The organism is Citrobacter sp. CK185 (assembly GCF_030333565.1).
In the GTDB taxonomy this organism is placed as follows: domain Bacteria; phylum Pseudomonadota; class Gammaproteobacteria; order Enterobacterales; family Enterobacteriaceae; genus Citrobacter_B; species Citrobacter_B koseri.
Genome location: NZ_JAOWFR010000026.1, coordinates 384034 through 400596 on the forward strand (window position 1 = coordinate 384034; position 16563 = coordinate 400596).

Here is a 16563-nt window from a genome sequence, read left to right on the forward strand (position 1 = left end):
TGGAATAAAAACAATGAAATTCACTCAGAGTTGTCTTTACACGGCATTATCGGTAGCTTTTGCGCATAATGCGTTTGCTGGGCAAGAAAGCGACACCATGACCGTCTGGTCGAGCCCCGCCTCTGCGGCGACCACCACGGTGCTTGGTCAACAAACCATGCAGGATCTGGATAAGCAGAATGTGGCGCAGGCATTAAGCGTCATCCCCGGCGTGGCGTTGCAAAAATCAGGCAACCGCAACGAACAGCAGGTCAAAGTTCGCGGTTTTGACAGCCGCCAGGTTCCGATCTTTTTCGACGGCGTGCCGGTTTACATCCCTTACGACGGCAACCTCGACTTAGGGCGCTTCCTCACCTCGGACATTGCCTCCGTTGAGGTGTCCAAAGGCTACTCATCGCTGTTGCAAGGCCCTAACCAGATGGGCGGCGCGATCAACATCACCACCAAAAAACCGACAAAACCTCTCGAAGGGAGCATCGGTTATCGCCAGGGATGGAGCCGGAGCAAAGATAACGCCCACGATATGCACGCCTCGTTTGGCGCCAGTAATGAGCTGGGTTATCTGCAAGTCAGCGGTAGCCAGTTGAAGCAGGATTTCCTGGGTCTGCCGCACGGGGTGGACAACGCCATTGCAGGCAGCAACGGGAAGATGATCAACTCGTCGGCAGATGATAAACGGGGCATTGTTAAGTTGGGCTTCACGCCGCGCGAAAATGACGAGTACACCCTGACCTATATCAACCAGGACGGTGAAAAAGACAACCCGCCATACGCAGGCACCAGCAGCCAGAAGTCGCGCTACTGGCAGTGGCCGCAATACGATAAAGAGAGTTATTACTATCAGGGCACCACGCATCTGGGCGATCGCTTCACGCTGAAAAGCCGGCTTTATCGCGACACCTTTGAAAACACGCTGATGATGTACAACTCCCTTGCCGACCTGAAAAACAAGAAAGGCAGCTATAGCCACTATTCCGATTACAGCGATGGCGCAGGGTTACAACTCGCTGCCGAAATGCGTGAAAACGATCTGCTCTCGTTCGCCGTTAACTGGAAAGATGACGTCCACCGTGAAAAAGGCGCGCCGCATGCGGCATACGATCGCTATGAAGACCGTACCTGGTCGTTAGCCAGCGAATACCAGTGGGCCGCCGCCGATAACGTGGATGTCGTGGCCGGTATTAGCTATGACTGGCGTGACAGTCTGGAAGGGATGAAACACGAAAAAGACGGCAGCGTAACCCACTACGACGACAACAACCAGTCGGCGTTTAACTGGCAGATCATGACCAAATACCACTTCGCAAACGAGGACACGCTGGCGCTCTCTTACTCTGACCGGACGCGTTTCCCGACGCTCAAAGAGCGGTATACCACGTCGAAACCGGCGTATAACCAGGTGGCTATCGTCAACCCGCAGTTAAAACCCGAACGCGCCCGCAGCGTGGATCTGACCTGGAACGGTTCGCTGACCCGCGACTGGGGATTCGAGGTCAGCGTGTACTATAACCGTGTGACCGACGCAATCCTGTCGCACAACATTGATGCCGATACGATCCAGAACCGCAATAGCGGCCGGGTGGATTACACCGGTCTGGATGCCGGAATCAAAGGCAATGTGTCTGAAATGCTGGATGTCGGGCTGAGCTACGGGCTGATCCACGCGGACGTCAAGCGTGATGAAATCGGTGAAATCACCGATTTGCCAACGCAGACGCTCACCGCATGGATGACGTTCAAACCGTGGGAACCGCTGAGTATTACGCTGTCAGAAGAGGCGCGTTCCTCCAGCTACAGCAATTCAGACGGTTCACAGAAAGCGGGCGGATTTGCCATTACCCATATCCGCGCGGATTATGCGGTGGGCTACGGTTTTAGCGTCAACGCGTCCGTGAACAACCTGTTCGATACGAAATATGCCTACAGCGAAGGGTTTATCGAGGAAGGCCGTAATTTCTGGGCCGGGGTGGAATATAAGTTCTGATTGTTCCGCCGAATGAAAACGAACCCGGCCTGCGCAATTGCAGGCCGGGTTGCTATCAGAAGCTGTAGCTGGCGCCAACCTGAACGGTGCGGTCGCGACCAATCCAGCAGTTGTTGTCGTCGTAACAGCTAAACGTCTCTTTGTTGGTAATATTCTGCGCGCTGGCCTTCAGCGTCACCCCGCTCAACGATGGGATCGCCTCTCCCAGACGGTAAGAGACGGCCATATCATACTGCGTCGTGCCGCCGAGTTTGCCTTTGTCGTTAGCTGGCGAGATCTCCATCGGCCCGGTATAACGGACGCCCGCGCCAACGTTCAGCCCGCGCAGCGGCGTATTATCAAAGGTGTAATCGCCCCACAGGTTAAACGCGTTTTCCGGCACCTGGGTCGGACGTTTACCTTCATACGTTTCATCTTCCGTGTTGATCGCATGGGTATAGGCATAGTTGGCGATCAGCGTGACGTTATCCGCCGGACGGCTGACAATCGACAGTTCGGCCCCTTTTGACTCAATCTCGCCGGTCTGACGGTAATCCCAGGTCGGCGTGGCGGAAAGCACATTTTTCTGGCGGATATTAAACACCGATGCGGTAAAGGTGGTCGCGTATTCCGCCAGCAGGTATTTCACCCCGCCCTCAACCTGCTTGCTGGTGGTCGGCTTCACCTCTTTCGAGGTCAGAGTCCCTTGCGGCGAGATCGGCTTAAAGCCTTCGGAATAGCTGATAAATGGAGAGATCCCATTTTCAAACGCGTATAACGCACCGAAACGTTTGGTGACACGATCCTGTGAAATCCAGGTTTTATCGCCGTTTTGCAGATAGTCGGTCGTGGTGGAGCGATAGTCATCGTAACGCACGCTCGCCAGCAGGTTCAGGCCGCCAAACGCAATCTGATCCTGAAGGTAATAACCATTCTGCTGATAAGAGAGACGGTTATTCTGCGCAGTACTCAGCCCTAAATCGTCGGTATGAATCTGACGATAGTTCGGGTGGCGCATGTCGATCCCCGGCGTGCTGCTGGCATAGCGGTAGAAGTAATGGCTGTCGAGCTTCTGGTAATCGAAGCCTGCCAGCAGATGGTGCTGCCAGTCGCCTGACACTACCGTTTTCGTAACCTGGTTGTCGATGTTAAAACTTTTCAGATCTTCATCGGTCGTGTAGGCAAACCGGTTCAACTCCCAGACCGGATTCCCCGTATTTCCGGTGGAGTAGACGCTGCGCTGGTGGGTATCCACATCAAAGTAGCGCGCTTTCTGATTGAAGCCCCAGCCGCTGTCAAACTGGTGTTCAAAGCTGTAACCCAGCATCCATTGACGCTGCTTAAAGCCGCTCCACTCATCTCCGGCAAAATCACGGCGCCCCGCATACTCTGAACGCAGATAAGAAATGGGCAGCGGGTTGGAAGGCGACAGCGACGGTGTATTCTGCGCCAGCGCATCAATCGTCAGACGCGTTTTGTTGTCCGGTTGCCAGGTAACGGACGGGGCAACCAGATAGTTTTCATAGCGGGAGGTATGCGGTTGATCATCCCCTTCCGTCGCTTTGCCGAGTAAACGGTAGTTCCAGTCGCTGTCGCTGATTTGCCCGGTTGAATCCAGATAACCCTCTTTCAGATTACGGGTGCCGGTGTTGAAGCCCACTTCCGTTTTCTGTTCCGCCTGCGGTTTTTTACTCTGGATGTTTACCAGTCCACCCGGCGAGCCATTGCCGTACAGCACCGAGGCCGGGCCTTTCAGAATATCCACGCTTTCAATCAGCAGCGGATCAATACGCGCTTTGGTATTCCCGGTCACGTTGTACGGCAGTTGCAGGCCGTTGTAATACTCCTGATCCACCGTAAAACCGCGAATCTTATATTCGCTCATATAGGAGGTATTACCGCGAACTTCCGTTGACACGCCCGGCGCGTAGCGCAGAATTTCATTCACCGAGTTGGCGTGGCGTTGCTCAATCTCCTGCCTGTCGATGGTGTTGATCACCTGCGGCGTTTTGCTTTCCGGCACGGCGGATTTGGTGGCGCTGTTGGTCCAGGCCGGAAGAAGGCTCTCCTGCCCGGCGGCGGTGACCACAATGGTCGACTCTTTTGCCTCTTCAGCATAAGACGGGACCGTCAGGGCTAAGGTGATACATCCAGAGAGCGCGCGTAATGTGAAACGATGAGTTGTTTTCATGAGCAAATTATTATATGTGAAATGGAATGACAATTATTCTCATTTTTATTCACAAATCAAGCCAGCTTTCGCCGTTAATCCGGCCAGGCGTTGCTCAGGAATACAGATTGTTCTGACGTCTGTTGAATCCCCGTAAACGTGCCGGGAAGACGCCTCCCCTGACACGTTCACGACTGATAATGCGCCAGAGCGATAATGGGCATCAAGTGAACGGAAAACATGCCAGGGTAGCATGTCGCCGATTTACGCCCTCATCCCCACATCCGCTCTGTTCATTTAATTGCGCCGCAGAAGGCGAAAAACGCCGAGCACAACAATCGCCCCGACGACGGCCACCAGGAAACTGTGAAGATTGAACCCGCTGATGCTGCCGCCGATACCAAACATGGTTGCCAGCCAGCCGCCGACAACCGCACCAACGATACCGAGAATACAGGTCAGTATAAAACCACCGCCATCGCGACCCGGCATAATCAGCTTAGCGATAACACCTGCAATCAGACCAAAAATAATCCAGGCAATAATTCCCATATTCAGGCCCTCTTTCCAGTGAAAGCATGCGCAAGACGTTCTTGCGCCAGTCCCTTAAGTATAGGCAAATCAACCGGTCGTGCTTTTCATCCTGCAACGTTATGCGCTGGCGTTGATAAAAATTTCACCCATTTGTCTTAAGTTCCGTCATGCCATGCCGATAACCAAACGATAATCTGTCAGGCATCCAGGAGTCATTACGCGTGAGTCACTACAGTGAGCAGTTCCTGAAGCAAAACCCGTTGGCGGTATTAGGCGTACTCAAAGATTTATACAAGAGCCAGGTGCCGCTACGCATCTCCTGGGCCGGGGGGCAGTTCATCAGTAAGATTCTGGACGTTAACGCGGAAAAACTGGTGATGGATTTCGGCAGCCAGGACTATGAAAACATCGCCGTTCAGCGCGCCAGACAGATAACCATTACCGCAGAAACGCAGGGCGCGAAAGTGGAGTTCATGCTGGATCAGCTCACCCGTGGCGAATACCAGCAGCTTCCGGCATTTATTACCGCGCTGCCGCCCGAGCTGTGGTTCGTTCAGCGCCGGGAGTATTTCCGTATTTCCGCGCCTTTGCATCCCCCCTACTACTGTCAGGCGAAAATGCCGGACGACAACACGCTACGTTTTCGCTTGTTCGATCTCTCGCTGGGCGGCATGGGCGCATTGCTGGAAGCGACAAAACCCGCCGGATTAACCGAAGGCATGCGCTTTTCGCAACTTGAGCTGAACATGGGGCAATGGGGCGTTTTCCACTTTGACGCCCAGCTTATTTCCATCAGCGAACGCAGAGTGATTGACGGGAAAAATGAGACGATTACCACTCCCCGCCTGAGCTTTCGTTTTCTCAACGTCAGCCCGGCGGTGGAGCGGGAATTACAGCGGATTATTTTCTCTCTTGAACGGGAAGCGCGGGAAAAATCCAATAAGGTGCGTGAATAACCCCCGTGTGGGTTACATCGCATCCAGCGCTTGCTGGAGTTTCCAGATATAACGCGGCGCCTGTGGCGCAGGATGATTTTTGGCAACGTGCTCGAAAAACTCATCCGCACTCAGATCGTTGATTTTCTCAATCGCTTTTTTGCGATCGGAAGAGAACGTGCGCAGCAGCGCGCCCGCGCCATTGGCATAAGAGACCACCAGCGCGTACTGCATCACCTGCGGATCGTTAATACCGGCCAGCGACCCGTGTTCCAGAATACTCAGGTACGCCGTCCCCATCGAGATATTCCGCTCCGGGTTTTTCAGTTCGCTGGTCGACGGTTCGCCGCTCCAGCCCATATGACGATAAACATCGCGCCCGGACGTCGAGGCCTTCAGTTGCATTAACCCAACCGCCCCGGATTTACTGACCACCGTCGGATTACCGCCCGATTCAATTGCGATGATCGCGGTAATCAGACGCGGGCTGACGCCCCAGGCTTCCCCGGCTTTTTCACTTATCGGCATCCACTGCATTGCCCGTTTAACCGGGACTTCGGCGTTCCAGGGCGGATTCTTGTAATCCTGCTTTGAACTACAGCCCGCCAGCAATACAACCAAAAAAGCAAACCATCTCAATTTCACGTCATCTATCCTTATAGCCGGAATTCGCCGCTGCGAGTGACAACGACATGCTCAATCGGCATGATATACATTTGGTTTTAGATGTCAGCAAGGAATTGCCATGTCCCTGTTTCACTTAATCGCCCCATCGGGTTACTGCATCAATCAGCAAGCGGCTTTACGCGGCGTACAACGGCTGATCGAATCTGGCCACCAGGTGGATAACGCCGCCGTCATTGGCCGCCGTGACCAGCGTTTTGCCGGTTCAGACGCCGAGCGTCTGGCGGATGTTAACGGCCTCGCCCGCCTGACGACGCCCGATACCATTGTGATGCCGGTTCGCGGCGGTTACGGCGCCAGTCGTCTGCTGGAGAGCATTGACTGGCAGGCGCTCATCGCACGGCAACAGGCGAACCCGCTGCTGATCTGCGGCCACAGCGATTTTACGGTGATTCAGTCCGCCCTGCTGGCGCTGGGCAAGGTGATAACGTTTAGCGGCCCCATGCTGGCGGCGAATTTCGGCGCGGAGGAGATGAACACCTTCACCGAGCGCCATTTCTGGCGGGCCTTGTGCAACGCGCAGTTCACGGTGGAGTGGCAAGGTAACGGCCCGACATGTGAAACGGAAGGCACGCTGTGGGGCGGCAATCTGGCCATGCTGGTCTCCCTTATCGGCACCCCGTGGATGCCCGCCATTGAAAATGGCGTACTGGTGCTGGAGGATATTAACGAGCATCCTTTCCGCGTTGAGCGAATGCTCCTGCAACTGTATCACGCGGGGATTCTGTCCCGGCAGAACGCGCTGATATTGGGCAGTTTCAGCGGTAGCGCGCCGAATGATTACGATGCCGGTTACGATCTTGACGCGGTTTACGCGTTTCTGCGTTCCCGTATCTCCATCCCCGTCGTGACCGGTCTGGATTTTGGTCATGAGCAACGCACCGTTACGCTGCCGCTCGGCGCCCACGCGGTGCTAAAAAATGGCGAAAATGGCAGCCAACTCACACTCTCCGGCCATCCTGTCCTCAAATCATAAAAAAAGCCGTCGCCTGGGCTAAGTAAAACGCTGTTTCTGTCGTTATTATGTTAGGGTTTATTATTAGAAACAGCGTAATTCAGGAGTAACATAACGTTGGATGCCGCAGCCATTATTAGTCTTTTCATTTTAGGTTCAGTCCTCGTAACCTGTAGTATCTTATTAAGTTCATTCTCATCTCGTCTTGGCATCCCTATTCTGGTTATCTTTCTCGCGATTGGCATGCTCGCGGGTGTTGATGGCGTTGGCGGTATCCCGTTTGATAATTATCCTTTCGCGTACATGGTGAGTAACCTCGCGCTGGCAATTATTCTGCTGGATGGCGGGATGCGTACCCAGGCCAGCTCCTTTCGCGTCGCCCTGGGCCCGGCGCTCTCGCTCGCGACGGTAGGGGTACTGATTACCTCCGGTCTCACCGGCATGATGGCCGCCTGGCTCTTTCATTTGAATCTCATCGAAGGGCTGCTGATTGGCGCCATTGTCGGTTCAACGGATGCGGCTGCTGTTTTTTCTCTGCTGGGTGGTAAAGGGCTTAACGAACGCGTCGGTTCGACGCTGGAAATCGAATCCGGGAGTAACGACCCGATGGCGGTTTTCCTGACCATCACGCTGATAGAGATGATTCAGAAACATGAGACCGGCCTGAGCTGGCTCTTCGTGCTCGATATCATCCAGCAGTTTGGACTGGGGATCATGCTGGGGTTAGGCGGCGGATATCTGCTTCAGCAAATGATTAACCGGATTGCCTTGCCCACCGGGTTATATCCGCTGCTGGCGCTGAGCGGGGGAATTCTCGTTTTCGCCGTAACCACCGCGCTGGAAGGCAGCGGCATTCTGGCCGTTTACCTGTGTGGATTCCTGCTGGGCAACCGCCCTATCCGCAACCGGTTTGGCATCCTGCAAAACTTTGACGGCCTGGCCTGGCTGGCGCAAATCGCCATGTTCCTCGTGCTGGGACTGCTCGTTACGCCATCCGATCTGCTGCCTATCGCCGTTCCGGCGCTGGTGCTGTCGGTCTGGATGATTCTGGTGGCTCGCCCGCTCTCCGTTTTCGCGGGCCTGCTGCCGTTTCGGGGCTTTAATCTGCGTGAGCGGATCTTCATCAGTTGGGTGGGGCTGCGTGGCGCCGTACCCATTATCCTGGCGGTTTTCCCGATGATGGCTGGGCTGGAGAATGCCCGACTGTTTTTTAATGTCGCATTCTTTGTGGTGCTGATATCGCTGCTGTTCCAGGGAACGTCCCTGACCTGGGCGGCCAAAAAAGCCAAAGTGGTGGTGCCTCCCGTCGGCTGGCCGGTTTCGCGTATCGGGCTGGATATTCACCCGGAAAACCCCTGGGAGCAGTTTGTCTACCAGTTGAGTGAAGATAAGTGGTGCGTCGGCGCCGCGCTGCGCGATCTGCACATGCCGCAGGAGACCCGCATCGCCGCCCTGTTCCGCGACAACGTGCTGTTCCATCCGACCGGAAGCACCCGTTTACGCGAAGGCGACGTTCTGTGCGTTATCGGACGTGAGCGCGACCTTCCGGCGCTGGGCAAACTGTTCAGCCAGTCGCCGCCGGTCGCGCTGGATCAGCGTTTTTTCGGCGATTTTATTCTCGAAGCCAATGCGAAATTTGCTGACGTCGCCCTGATTTACGGTCTGGACGAGGGAACGGAATATCGCGATAAACAGCAGACGCTGGGGGAAATCGTGCAGCAGTTGCTGGGCGCTGCGCCGGTTGTGGGCGACCAGGTGGAGTTTGCCGGCATGATCTGGACGGTCGCAGAGAAAGAAGACAACGCCGTGCGTAAGGTCGGGGTTCGCGTCGCGGGGGATGAAATGGAATAATGGAAACGCTGCCGGATGGCGGCGTTGACACGCCTTATCCGGCCTACACTCTGTCTTCTGTAGGCCGGATAAGCACTGGCGCCATCCTACGGCACCACAAAAAAGTTACGCCGTCACAACCGGAACACGCGGCGCCAGCGCGCACATCAGTTCATACCCCACCGTTCCCGCCGCAGAGGCGACATCATCAATCTTGATCTCTTTCCCCCACAGTTCCACAGACGTACCGATACCCGCCTGCGGACACGGCGTCAGATCCACCGCCAGCATATCCATCGACACGGTGCCAACCGTTCCGGTACGCACACCGTCCACCAGCACTGGCGTGCCGTTTGGCGCATGACGGGGATAACCATCCGCGTAGCCCACCGCCACAATCCCGATGCGCTGCTCCTGGGTAGTGGTATAGCGTCCGCCATATCCGACCCGATCGCCCGCTTTCAGCGTCTGTACGCCAATAATCTGGCTACTCAGGGTCATAACCGGTTTCAGCCCGGTATTGGCGATATCCCGCCACTGCCCTGACGGCGATGCGCCATACAGAATAATTCCGGGTCGCACCCAGTCGAAATGGGCTTCAGGATGCCACAGCGTAGCCGCTGAATTCGACAGCGAGCGACGGCATTCAAGCCCTTCCGTCGCATGGGCGATTTTCGTCATCGCCTGGTCGATCCCTTCCGGGTGCTCAGCATCGGCAAAATGCGACATTAACGTCATTTCGCCCACATTCGGCAGCGCCCGCAGTTGCTGCCAGACAGTCTGTACCCGCTCGGGTAAAAAACCCAGCCGGTTCATGCCGCTATTCACTTTGAGATAAACATCCAGCGGCGCGTTCAGGCGCGCGTTTTGCAACACTTTGAGCTGCCAGTTGCTGTGTATGCAGGTTGTCAGACGGTATGTGTCATATATGGCCAGCTCGTCGGCATGGAAGAACCCTTCCAGCATTAAGATCGGCCCTTTCCATCCCCGCTCTCGCAGTGTAATCGCCTCTTCGAGATTGAGCATGGCAAAGCCGTCGGTCGCCCCCAACGCCGTCCAGATACGCTCGATACCATGTCCGTAGGCATTGGCTTTCACCACCGACCAGACGCGAGCGTCCGGGGCGGCCTGGCGCACAATGCCAAGATTTTGTTTCATCGCCTGCAGGTCAAGGCTGGCCAGTATAGGGCGGGTCATCTCGCTTCCTTATTAGTTATGCGCGCCATGAAGATGCTGGGGTCGTGACGGCGTAAAGCCAGGGCTGTACCGCGCTACGCTCAGGTCGTCATAAGGAATAGCAGGTGTACGACCTGAAAGAATATCGCTCAGTAATTGCCCTGAACCGCAGGCCATTGTCCAGCCCAGCGTCCCATGCCCGGTGTTCAGCCACAGGTTTTTGAAGCGCGTCCGTCCGATCACCGGCGTACCATCCGGGGTCATTGGCCGCAGCCCGGTCCAGAACGTGGCTTGTTCCACATGCCCTCCGCGCGGGAAGAGATCGCGTACGACCATCTCCAGCGTTTCACGACGCGGTTGTAATAATTCAGTGTTAAAGCCAACAATTTCCGCCATTCCCCCCACGCGAATACGCTTATCAAAACGGGTAATGGCAATTTTGTAGGTTTCATCAAGGATAGTCGAAACTGGCGCGCCATCGTCCTGTGCGACCGGAATCGTCAGCGAATAACCTTTAAGCGGATAGACCGGAATATCGACGATCCCTTTGAGCATCGCCGTCGAGTAAGAGCCAAACGCCATCACGTAAGCATCGGCTTTGATGATGTCATCCCCGCACTTCACGCCGTAAATTTGTTCACCTTCGTACAGCAGTTTTTCCACCGGCGTGTTGAAGCGAAACGTCACGCCCGCCTGTTCCGCCATCTGCGCCAGGCGCTGAGTGAACAGCTGGCAATCTCCGGTTTCATCATTAGGCAAACGCAGGCCGCCGGTCAGTTTGTGCGCCACTTCCGCCAGCGCAGGTTCAACCTCCGCCAGGCGGCTGGATTCCAGTAGCTGATACGGTACGCCAGCATCTTCCAGAACGGCGATATCGCGGGTGGCGTTCTCATACTGTTGCGCGGTACGGAATAACTGCAATGTTCCGCCTTGACGCCCTTCATACTGAATGCCGGTTGAGGCACGCAGCGCTTTCAGGCAATCACGGCTGTACTCCGCCAGACGCACCATGCGCCCTTTGTTCTCCATGTAATGGCGGGTGTCGCAGTTACGCAACATTTGCCACATCCACTTCAACTGAAACTGCGTCCCGTCCAGGCGAACAGCCAGCGGCGCATGGCGCTGGAACATCCACTTGATGGCCTTCAGCGGCACACCCGGCGCCGCCCACGGCGCGGCATAGCCCGGAGAAATTTGTCCGGCGTTCGCCGCGCTGGTTTCCAGCGCCGGGCCAGGTTCACGATCGATGACGGTGACGTCATGCCCAGCCTGACACAGATACCAGGCGCTGGTTACGCCAACGACGCCACTTCCCAGTATGACAACTCGCATAGCCACTCCGTTAACAGTAAAAGAACAATCTTCTAATTACATCTTGATAACTCAGTTGAAAATATTATTCAACATATGGCTTTTTTATGGTGACGCACCTCACATCTGCCTCTGTTGTCAGGGATCTCTCTGCTTTGGCATCTCCTGCTGTGCGTCATTTTTATCCAGCATAAAATATTGCAGCCATGCCATTTTCTGGCGTGCCGGCGCTGCGAAATCGCAAAGAAAAATTTTCTTCATCAGCACGTTTTTTAACACGGTGTTCTATGCTTGAAATGAGGTGCTCCAGACAGAGAGTGCCGCCAACAATGAGGGTGCGCGAATGGCTACGATTGATTCCATGAACAAGGACAGCACACGTTTGAGCGATGGACCCGACTGGACGTTTGATCTGCTGGATGTCTATCTGGCGGAGATTGACCGCGTCGCGAAACTCTACAAACTGGATACCTATCCGCACCAAATCGAGGTGATCACCTCTGAGCAGATGATGGATGCCTACTCCAGCGTCGGGATGCCGATCAACTATCCTCACTGGTCGTTTGGCAAAAAATTCATTGAAACCGAACGCCTGTATAAGCACGGTCAGCAAGGGCTGGCCTATGAAATCGTCATTAACTCCAACCCGTGTATCGCTTATCTGATGGAAGAGAACACCATTACTATGCAGGCGCTGGTGATGGCGCACGCGTGCTATGGGCATAACTCTTTCTTCAAGAATAACTACCTGTTTCGCAGCTGGACCGACGCCAGTTCGATTGTCGATTACCTGATCTTTGCCCGTAATTACATTACCGAATGCGAAGAACGCTATGGCGTGGACGAAGTTGAAAAGCTGCTGGATTCCTGCCATGCGCTGATGAACTATGGCGTCGATCGCTACAAACGCCCGCAAAAAATTTCGTTGCAGGAGGAGAAAGCCCGGCAGAAAAGTCGCGAAGAGTATCTGCAAAGCCAGGTGAATATGCTGTGGCGTACTCTGCCGAAGAAAGAGGAAGAGAAAGCCGTCGCCGAAACGCGGCGTTACCCGTCTGAACCGCAGGAAAACCTGCTCTACTTTATGGAAAAGAACGCGCCGTTGCTGGAGTCATGGCAGCGCGAGATCTTGCGCATCGTGCGCAAGGTCAGCCAGTATTTCTATCCACAAAAACAGACGCAGGTGATGAACGAAGGCTGGGCGACGTTCTGGCACTACACCATCCTGAATCATCTTTACGATGAAGGTAAAGTGACCGAGCGCTTTATGCTGGAGTTTTTACACAGCCACACCAATGTGGTGTTCCAGCCGCCGTACAACAGCCCGTGGTATAGCGGAATTAACCCTTATGCGCTTGGCTTCGCGATGTTCCAGGACATCAAACGCATTTGCCAGTCGCCAACGGAAGAAGACAAATACTGGTTCCCGGATATCGCCGGTTCAGACTGGCTGGAAACCCTGCATTTCGCGATGCGTGATTTTAAAGACGAGAGCTTTATCAGCCAGTTCCTGTCGCCGAAAGTGATGCGTGATTTCCGTTTCTTTACCGTGCTGGACGACGACCGGCACAATTATCTGGAAATTTCGGCCATTCACAATGAGGAAGGTTATCGCGAGATCCGCAATCGGCTTTCGTCACAGTACAACCTGAGCAATCTGGAGCCGAATATTCAGATCTGGAATGTGGATTTACGCGGCGATCGCTCTTTGACGCTACGCTATATTCCTCACAACCGCGCACCGCTGGACAAGGGACGTAAAGAGGTGCTGAAACATGTGCATCGCCTGTGGGGGTTTGATGTCATGCTGGAGCAGCAGAATGAGGATGGCAGCGTTGAACTGCTGGAGCGGTGCCCGCCGAGAATGAACAGCCTGTAGTTTAATTGCCGGATGGCGGTGTAAACACCTTATCCGGCCTACAAACAGCACACCGCCGTAGGCCGGATAAGCAAAGCGCCATCCGGCGCAAACAATCAGCACATCACCGTAGCCGTAGGCCGGATAAGCGAAGCGCCATCCGGCGCGAACAAACAGCACATCACCGTAGGCCGGATAAGCGGAGCGCCATCCGGTACAAACAAACAGCACACCACCGTAGGCCGGATAAGCGAAGCGCCATCCTGCGCAAACAAACAGCACAACCGCCGTAGGCCGGATAAGCAAAGCGCCATCCGGCGCAAACAAACAGCACATCACCGTAGACCGGATAAGCAAAGCGCCATCCGGCGCAAACAAACAGCACATCACCGTAGGCCGGATAAGCGAAGCGCCATCCGGCACAAACAATCAGCACATCACCGTAGGCCGGATAAGCAAAGCGCCATCCGGCGCAAACAATCAGCACACCATCGCAGGCCGGATAAGCGGAGCGCCATCCGGCGTATAACGATTAGCGGCCCTGAATGGCCAAATCGCCGGGCAAATTCTTCTGCATACGATGCCAAATCTCACCGCTATCATGACCGTAACGGCGTACCGTTTCGTACACCTGGTCATGCGCGCCCTGCTCGCAAAGCGATGACAGCTTATGGTAGAAACCGAGCGCCAGGCTCCGGGCTTCCGGGTTGGCGAAATAGTGACGGCCAATGCGGGTATACAGCCCTTTCATCCCGTTCAGGATCAGACCGTAAATCGGATTACCGGAGGCAAACGCCAGACCGCGGAAAATGTTGTAATCCAGCTCCGCGAACGCATCGGCGTGGTCGGCCACTTCATTCGCCGTCGCCAGCACTTCCTGCGCTTTATCAGGATGCTGACGAAACGCGGTGCGGATAAAAATCGTGGAGATATTGGTTCGCACCGACAGCAGATTATCAATCAGTTGCGGCACGCTTTCATGATCAAGACGCGCGAGCGTTTCAAGAATATTCAGCCCGGACGTTTCCCAAAAATTGTTCACCTTTGTCGGTTTGCCGTGTTGAATCGTCAACCAGCCGTCTCGCGCCAGGCGCTGCAATACTTCGCGTAACGTGGTGCGCGTCACTCCGATAAGTTCGGAGAGTTCACGTTCGGCAGGCAAAATAGTGCCAGGTGGGAAGCGGTTATTCCAGATACTTTCAATGATGTACTCTTCCGCGAAACCCGCCGGGCTCTGCGCCTTAATGACCATAGTGAGATTTCCATTACACAGCAAAACATAGTTACACTCATCATACCAGACGGGTTTCATGGCTGATAGCGGACAGGATGAAGAAAAAGGGGATCAAGGCTTCATTTTCTGGATAACGCCGCGCCATCACGTTAAGGACTTGCCTGCTTTTACCCTGACCGCTAAGCTTTGCGCCTAAACATAAAAACATGATTCTCACATTTACAGGTAAGGGAAACTGCCATGGAGCTCTCCTGGGGTCGCGCATTCTGGCGCAACTTTCTGGGCCAGTCGCCTGACTGGTATAAACTTGCATTAATCGCTTTTTTAATTGCTAATCCACTGATTTTCTTCATCAACCCATTTGTAGCGGGCTGGCTGCTGGTCGCTGAATTTATTTTCACGCTGGCGATGGCGCTGAAGTGCTATCCCCTGCTGCCAGGCGGATTACTGGCGATTGAAGCGGTCATCATTGGGATGACCAGCGCAGCGCATGTGCGCGAAGAGGTTGCCGCCAACCTCGAAGTGCTGCTGCTGCTGATGTTCATGGTCGCAGGCATCTACTTTATGAAGCAGTTGCTGCTGTTCATTTTTACCCGCCTGCTGCTTAGCATTCGTTCCAAGATGCTGCTGTCGCTCGCATTTTGTATGGCTGCCGCCTTCCTGTCCGCTTTCCTTGATGCCCTGACCGTTGTCGCGGTGGTCATCAGCGTCGCGGTCGGCTTTTATGGCATTTATCATCGCGTCGCCTCTGCGCGCGGCGAAGAGAACGATCTCCAGGATGACGACCACCTCGACCAGAACAGTAAAGCGGTGCTGGAACAGTTTCGCGGTTTCTTGCGCAGCCTGATGATGCATGCGGGCGTAGGCACCGCGCTGGGCGGCGTCATGACGATGGTCGGTGAACCGCAGAACCTGATTATCGCCAAAGCGGCGGGCTGGCATTTCGGCGATTTCTTCCTGCGCATGTCGCCGGTGACGGTTCCGGTGCTAATTTGCGGGCTGTTCACCTGCGTGCTGGTCGAGAAACTGCGCTGGTTTGGCTATGGTGAAACGCTGCCGGAGAAAGTGCGTCATATTTTGCAGGAGTTCGACGATCAAAGCCGTCAACGTCGTACACGCCAGGACAAACTCAATCTGTTTGTGCAGGCGATTATCGGCGTCTGGCTGGTGACGGCGCTGGCGCTGCATCTGGCGGAAGTGGGCTTAATTGGCCTGTCGGTCATTATTCTGGCCACGTCACTCACCGGCGTCACCGATGAACACGCGATTGGCAAAGCATTTACTGAGTCCTTGCCGTTTACCGCGCTGTTGACGGTTTTCTTCTCCATCGTGGCGGTCATTATCGATCAGCACCTTTTCGCCCCGATTATCCAGTTCGTTTTACAGGCTTCCGAACATGCGCAGTTAACGCTGTTCTACCTTTTCAATGGCCTGCTGTCGTCCATTTCCGATAACGTGTTCGTCGGGACGATTTACATCAATGAGGCCAAAGCGGCTATGGAAAGCGGCGCAATCAGCATGAAACAGTACGAACTGCTGGCAGTGGCGATCAACACCGGCACCAATTTGCCGTCCGTAGCGACGCCAAACGGCCAGGCGGCATTTTTGTTCCTGCTTACCTCTGCGCTGGCGCCGCTGATTCGTCTTTCTTATGGCCGTATGGTCTGGATGGCGTTGCCATACACGCTGGTGCTCACCCTCGTTGGTTTACTCTGCGTCGAGTTTACCCTCACCCCCATCACGGAATGGATGACGCAATCTGGCTGGTTAGCTACATTCTCATAACATCAAACCGGGCAAATCACTGCCCGGTTTGACTTTTTGCATGATAATTATCCGATTATACTTTATTTCATTTCCCACTACTGGCGCATAAATTGAATTGGTTTACACTGCGGTGTCTACGCATGTTGCAG

At 54.7% G+C, this 16563-nt stretch carries 13 protein-coding genes; 6 read left to right on the top strand and 7 right to left on the bottom strand.

Going from position 1 to position 16563, the window contains the following annotated elements:
* Positions 1 to 13 precede the first annotated feature (13 nt).
* Complete coding sequence (locus OGV79_RS16510) at positions 14 to 1984, top strand: TonB-dependent receptor plug domain-containing protein (RefSeq protein WP_286468726.1); 1971 nt, start codon at positions 14 to 16, stop codon at positions 1982 to 1984.
* Between the two features lie 55 nt (positions 1985 to 2039).
* Here the strand turns inward: OGV79_RS16510 and OGV79_RS16515 are convergent, their stop codons facing one another.
* Positions 2040 to 4154 carry a TonB-dependent siderophore receptor gene (locus OGV79_RS16515; RefSeq protein WP_200073681.1) on the bottom strand — a complete coding sequence of 705 codons (2115 nt, stop codon included), beginning with the start codon at positions 4152 to 4154 and terminating at the stop codon, positions 2040 to 2042.
* Between the two features lie 276 nt (positions 4155 to 4430).
* On the bottom strand, positions 4431 to 4685 hold the full coding sequence (locus tag OGV79_RS16520) for a GlsB/YeaQ/YmgE family stress response membrane protein (RefSeq protein ID WP_012132092.1): 255 nt from the start codon (positions 4683 to 4685) through the stop codon (positions 4431 to 4433).
* 203 nt (positions 4686 to 4888) lie between these two features.
* Between OGV79_RS16520 and ycgR the strand changes: the two genes are divergently transcribed.
* Positions 4889 to 5623, top strand: a complete 735-nt coding sequence (gene ycgR / locus OGV79_RS16525; protein ID WP_286468727.1) for a flagellar brake protein YcgR — start codon at positions 4889 to 4891, stop codon at positions 5621 to 5623.
* 12 nt (positions 5624 to 5635) lie between these two features.
* Here ycgR and emtA read toward each other — a convergent pair whose 3' ends face one another.
* Complete coding sequence (emtA, locus tag OGV79_RS16530; protein WP_012132090.1) at positions 5636 to 6247, bottom strand: membrane-bound lytic murein transglycosylase EmtA; 612 nt, start codon at positions 6245 to 6247, stop codon at positions 5636 to 5638.
* A gap of 100 nt (positions 6248 to 6347) precedes the next feature.
* On the opposite strand from emtA, the gene ldcA reads away from it, so the two are divergent.
* Both ldcA and OGV79_RS16540 read left to right on the top strand, forming a co-directional pair.
* The gene (ldcA, locus tag OGV79_RS16535) at positions 6348 to 7262 is read left to right on the top strand and encodes a muramoyltetrapeptide carboxypeptidase (protein WP_047463286.1); all 915 of its coding nucleotides are present in this window, start codon (positions 6348 to 6350) and stop codon (positions 7260 to 7262) included.
* Between the two features lie 96 nt (positions 7263 to 7358).
* Positions 7359 to 9092, top strand: a complete 1734-nt coding sequence (locus tag OGV79_RS16540; protein WP_047463283.1) for a potassium/proton antiporter — start codon at positions 7359 to 7361, stop codon at positions 9090 to 9092.
* A gap of 105 nt (positions 9093 to 9197) precedes the next feature.
* Here the strand turns inward: OGV79_RS16540 and dadX are convergent, their stop codons facing one another.
* Both dadX and OGV79_RS16550 read right to left on the bottom strand, forming a co-directional pair.
* Positions 9198 to 10268: a catabolic alanine racemase DadX gene (gene dadX, locus OGV79_RS16545; RefSeq protein WP_104868561.1), complete on the bottom strand. Its 1071-nt coding sequence runs from the start codon at positions 10266 to 10268 to the stop codon at positions 9198 to 9200.
* 12 nt (positions 10269 to 10280) lie between these two features.
* Complete coding sequence (locus OGV79_RS16550; protein ID WP_114847804.1) at positions 10281 to 11579, bottom strand: D-amino acid dehydrogenase; 1299 nt, start codon at positions 11577 to 11579, stop codon at positions 10281 to 10283.
* A gap of 322 nt (positions 11580 to 11901) precedes the next feature.
* Between OGV79_RS16550 and OGV79_RS16555 the strand changes: the two genes are divergently transcribed.
* On the top strand, positions 11902 to 13434 hold the full coding sequence (locus OGV79_RS16555) for a SpoVR family protein (protein ID WP_024130273.1): 1533 nt from the start codon (positions 11902 to 11904) through the stop codon (positions 13432 to 13434).
* Positions 13435 to 13594: 160 nt separating this feature from the next.
* On the opposite strand, the gene OGV79_RS16560 is transcribed toward OGV79_RS16555, so the two are convergent.
* Together OGV79_RS16560 and fadR are read right to left on the bottom strand one after the other, a co-directional pair.
* Positions 13595 to 13900, bottom strand: a complete 306-nt coding sequence (locus OGV79_RS16560; RefSeq protein WP_286468728.1) for a hypothetical protein — start codon at positions 13898 to 13900, stop codon at positions 13595 to 13597.
* Between the two features lie 45 nt (positions 13901 to 13945).
* Entirely contained in the window at positions 13946 to 14665 is a 720-nt protein-coding gene (gene fadR, locus OGV79_RS16565; RefSeq protein ID WP_071258559.1) for a fatty acid metabolism transcriptional regulator FadR, read from the bottom strand.
* A 222-nt stretch (positions 14666 to 14887) separates the two neighbouring features.
* Between fadR and nhaB the strand changes: the two genes are divergently transcribed.
* Positions 14888 to 16432: a Na(+)/H(+) antiporter NhaB gene (nhaB, locus tag OGV79_RS16570; protein ID WP_012132080.1), complete on the top strand. Its 1545-nt coding sequence runs from the start codon at positions 14888 to 14890 to the stop codon at positions 16430 to 16432.
* Positions 16433 to 16563: the final 131 nt, after the last annotated feature.

Bases quoted from the DNA above. Each gene is read 5' to 3' on its own strand.
- OGV79_RS16510 (WP_286468726.1), top strand. From the start codon at position 14: ATGAAATTCACTCAGAGTTGTCTTTACACGGCATTATCGGTAGCTTTT.
- dadX (WP_104868561.1), bottom strand. From the start codon at position 10,268: ATGACCCGCCCTATACTGGCCAGCCTTGACCTGCAGGCGATGAAACAA.
- ldcA (WP_047463286.1), top strand. From the start codon at position 6,348: ATGTCCCTGTTTCACTTAATCGCCCCATCGGGTTACTGCATCAATCAG.
- OGV79_RS16515 (WP_200073681.1), bottom strand. From the start codon at position 4,154: ATGAAAACAACTCATCGTTTCACATTACGCGCGCTCTCTGGATGTATC.
- fadR (WP_071258559.1), bottom strand. From the start codon at position 14,665: ATGGTCATTAAGGCGCAGAGCCCGGCGGGTTTCGCGGAAGAGTACATC.
- OGV79_RS16555 (WP_024130273.1), top strand. From the start codon at position 11,902: ATGGCTACGATTGATTCCATGAACAAGGACAGCACACGTTTGAGCGAT.
- nhaB (WP_012132080.1), top strand. From the start codon at position 14,888: ATGGAGCTCTCCTGGGGTCGCGCATTCTGGCGCAACTTTCTGGGCCAG.
- OGV79_RS16520 (WP_012132092.1), bottom strand. From the start codon at position 4,685: ATGGGAATTATTGCCTGGATTATTTTTGGTCTGATTGCAGGTGTTATC.
- OGV79_RS16550 (WP_114847804.1), bottom strand. From the start codon at position 11,579: ATGCGAGTTGTCATACTGGGAAGTGGCGTCGTTGGCGTAACCAGCGCC.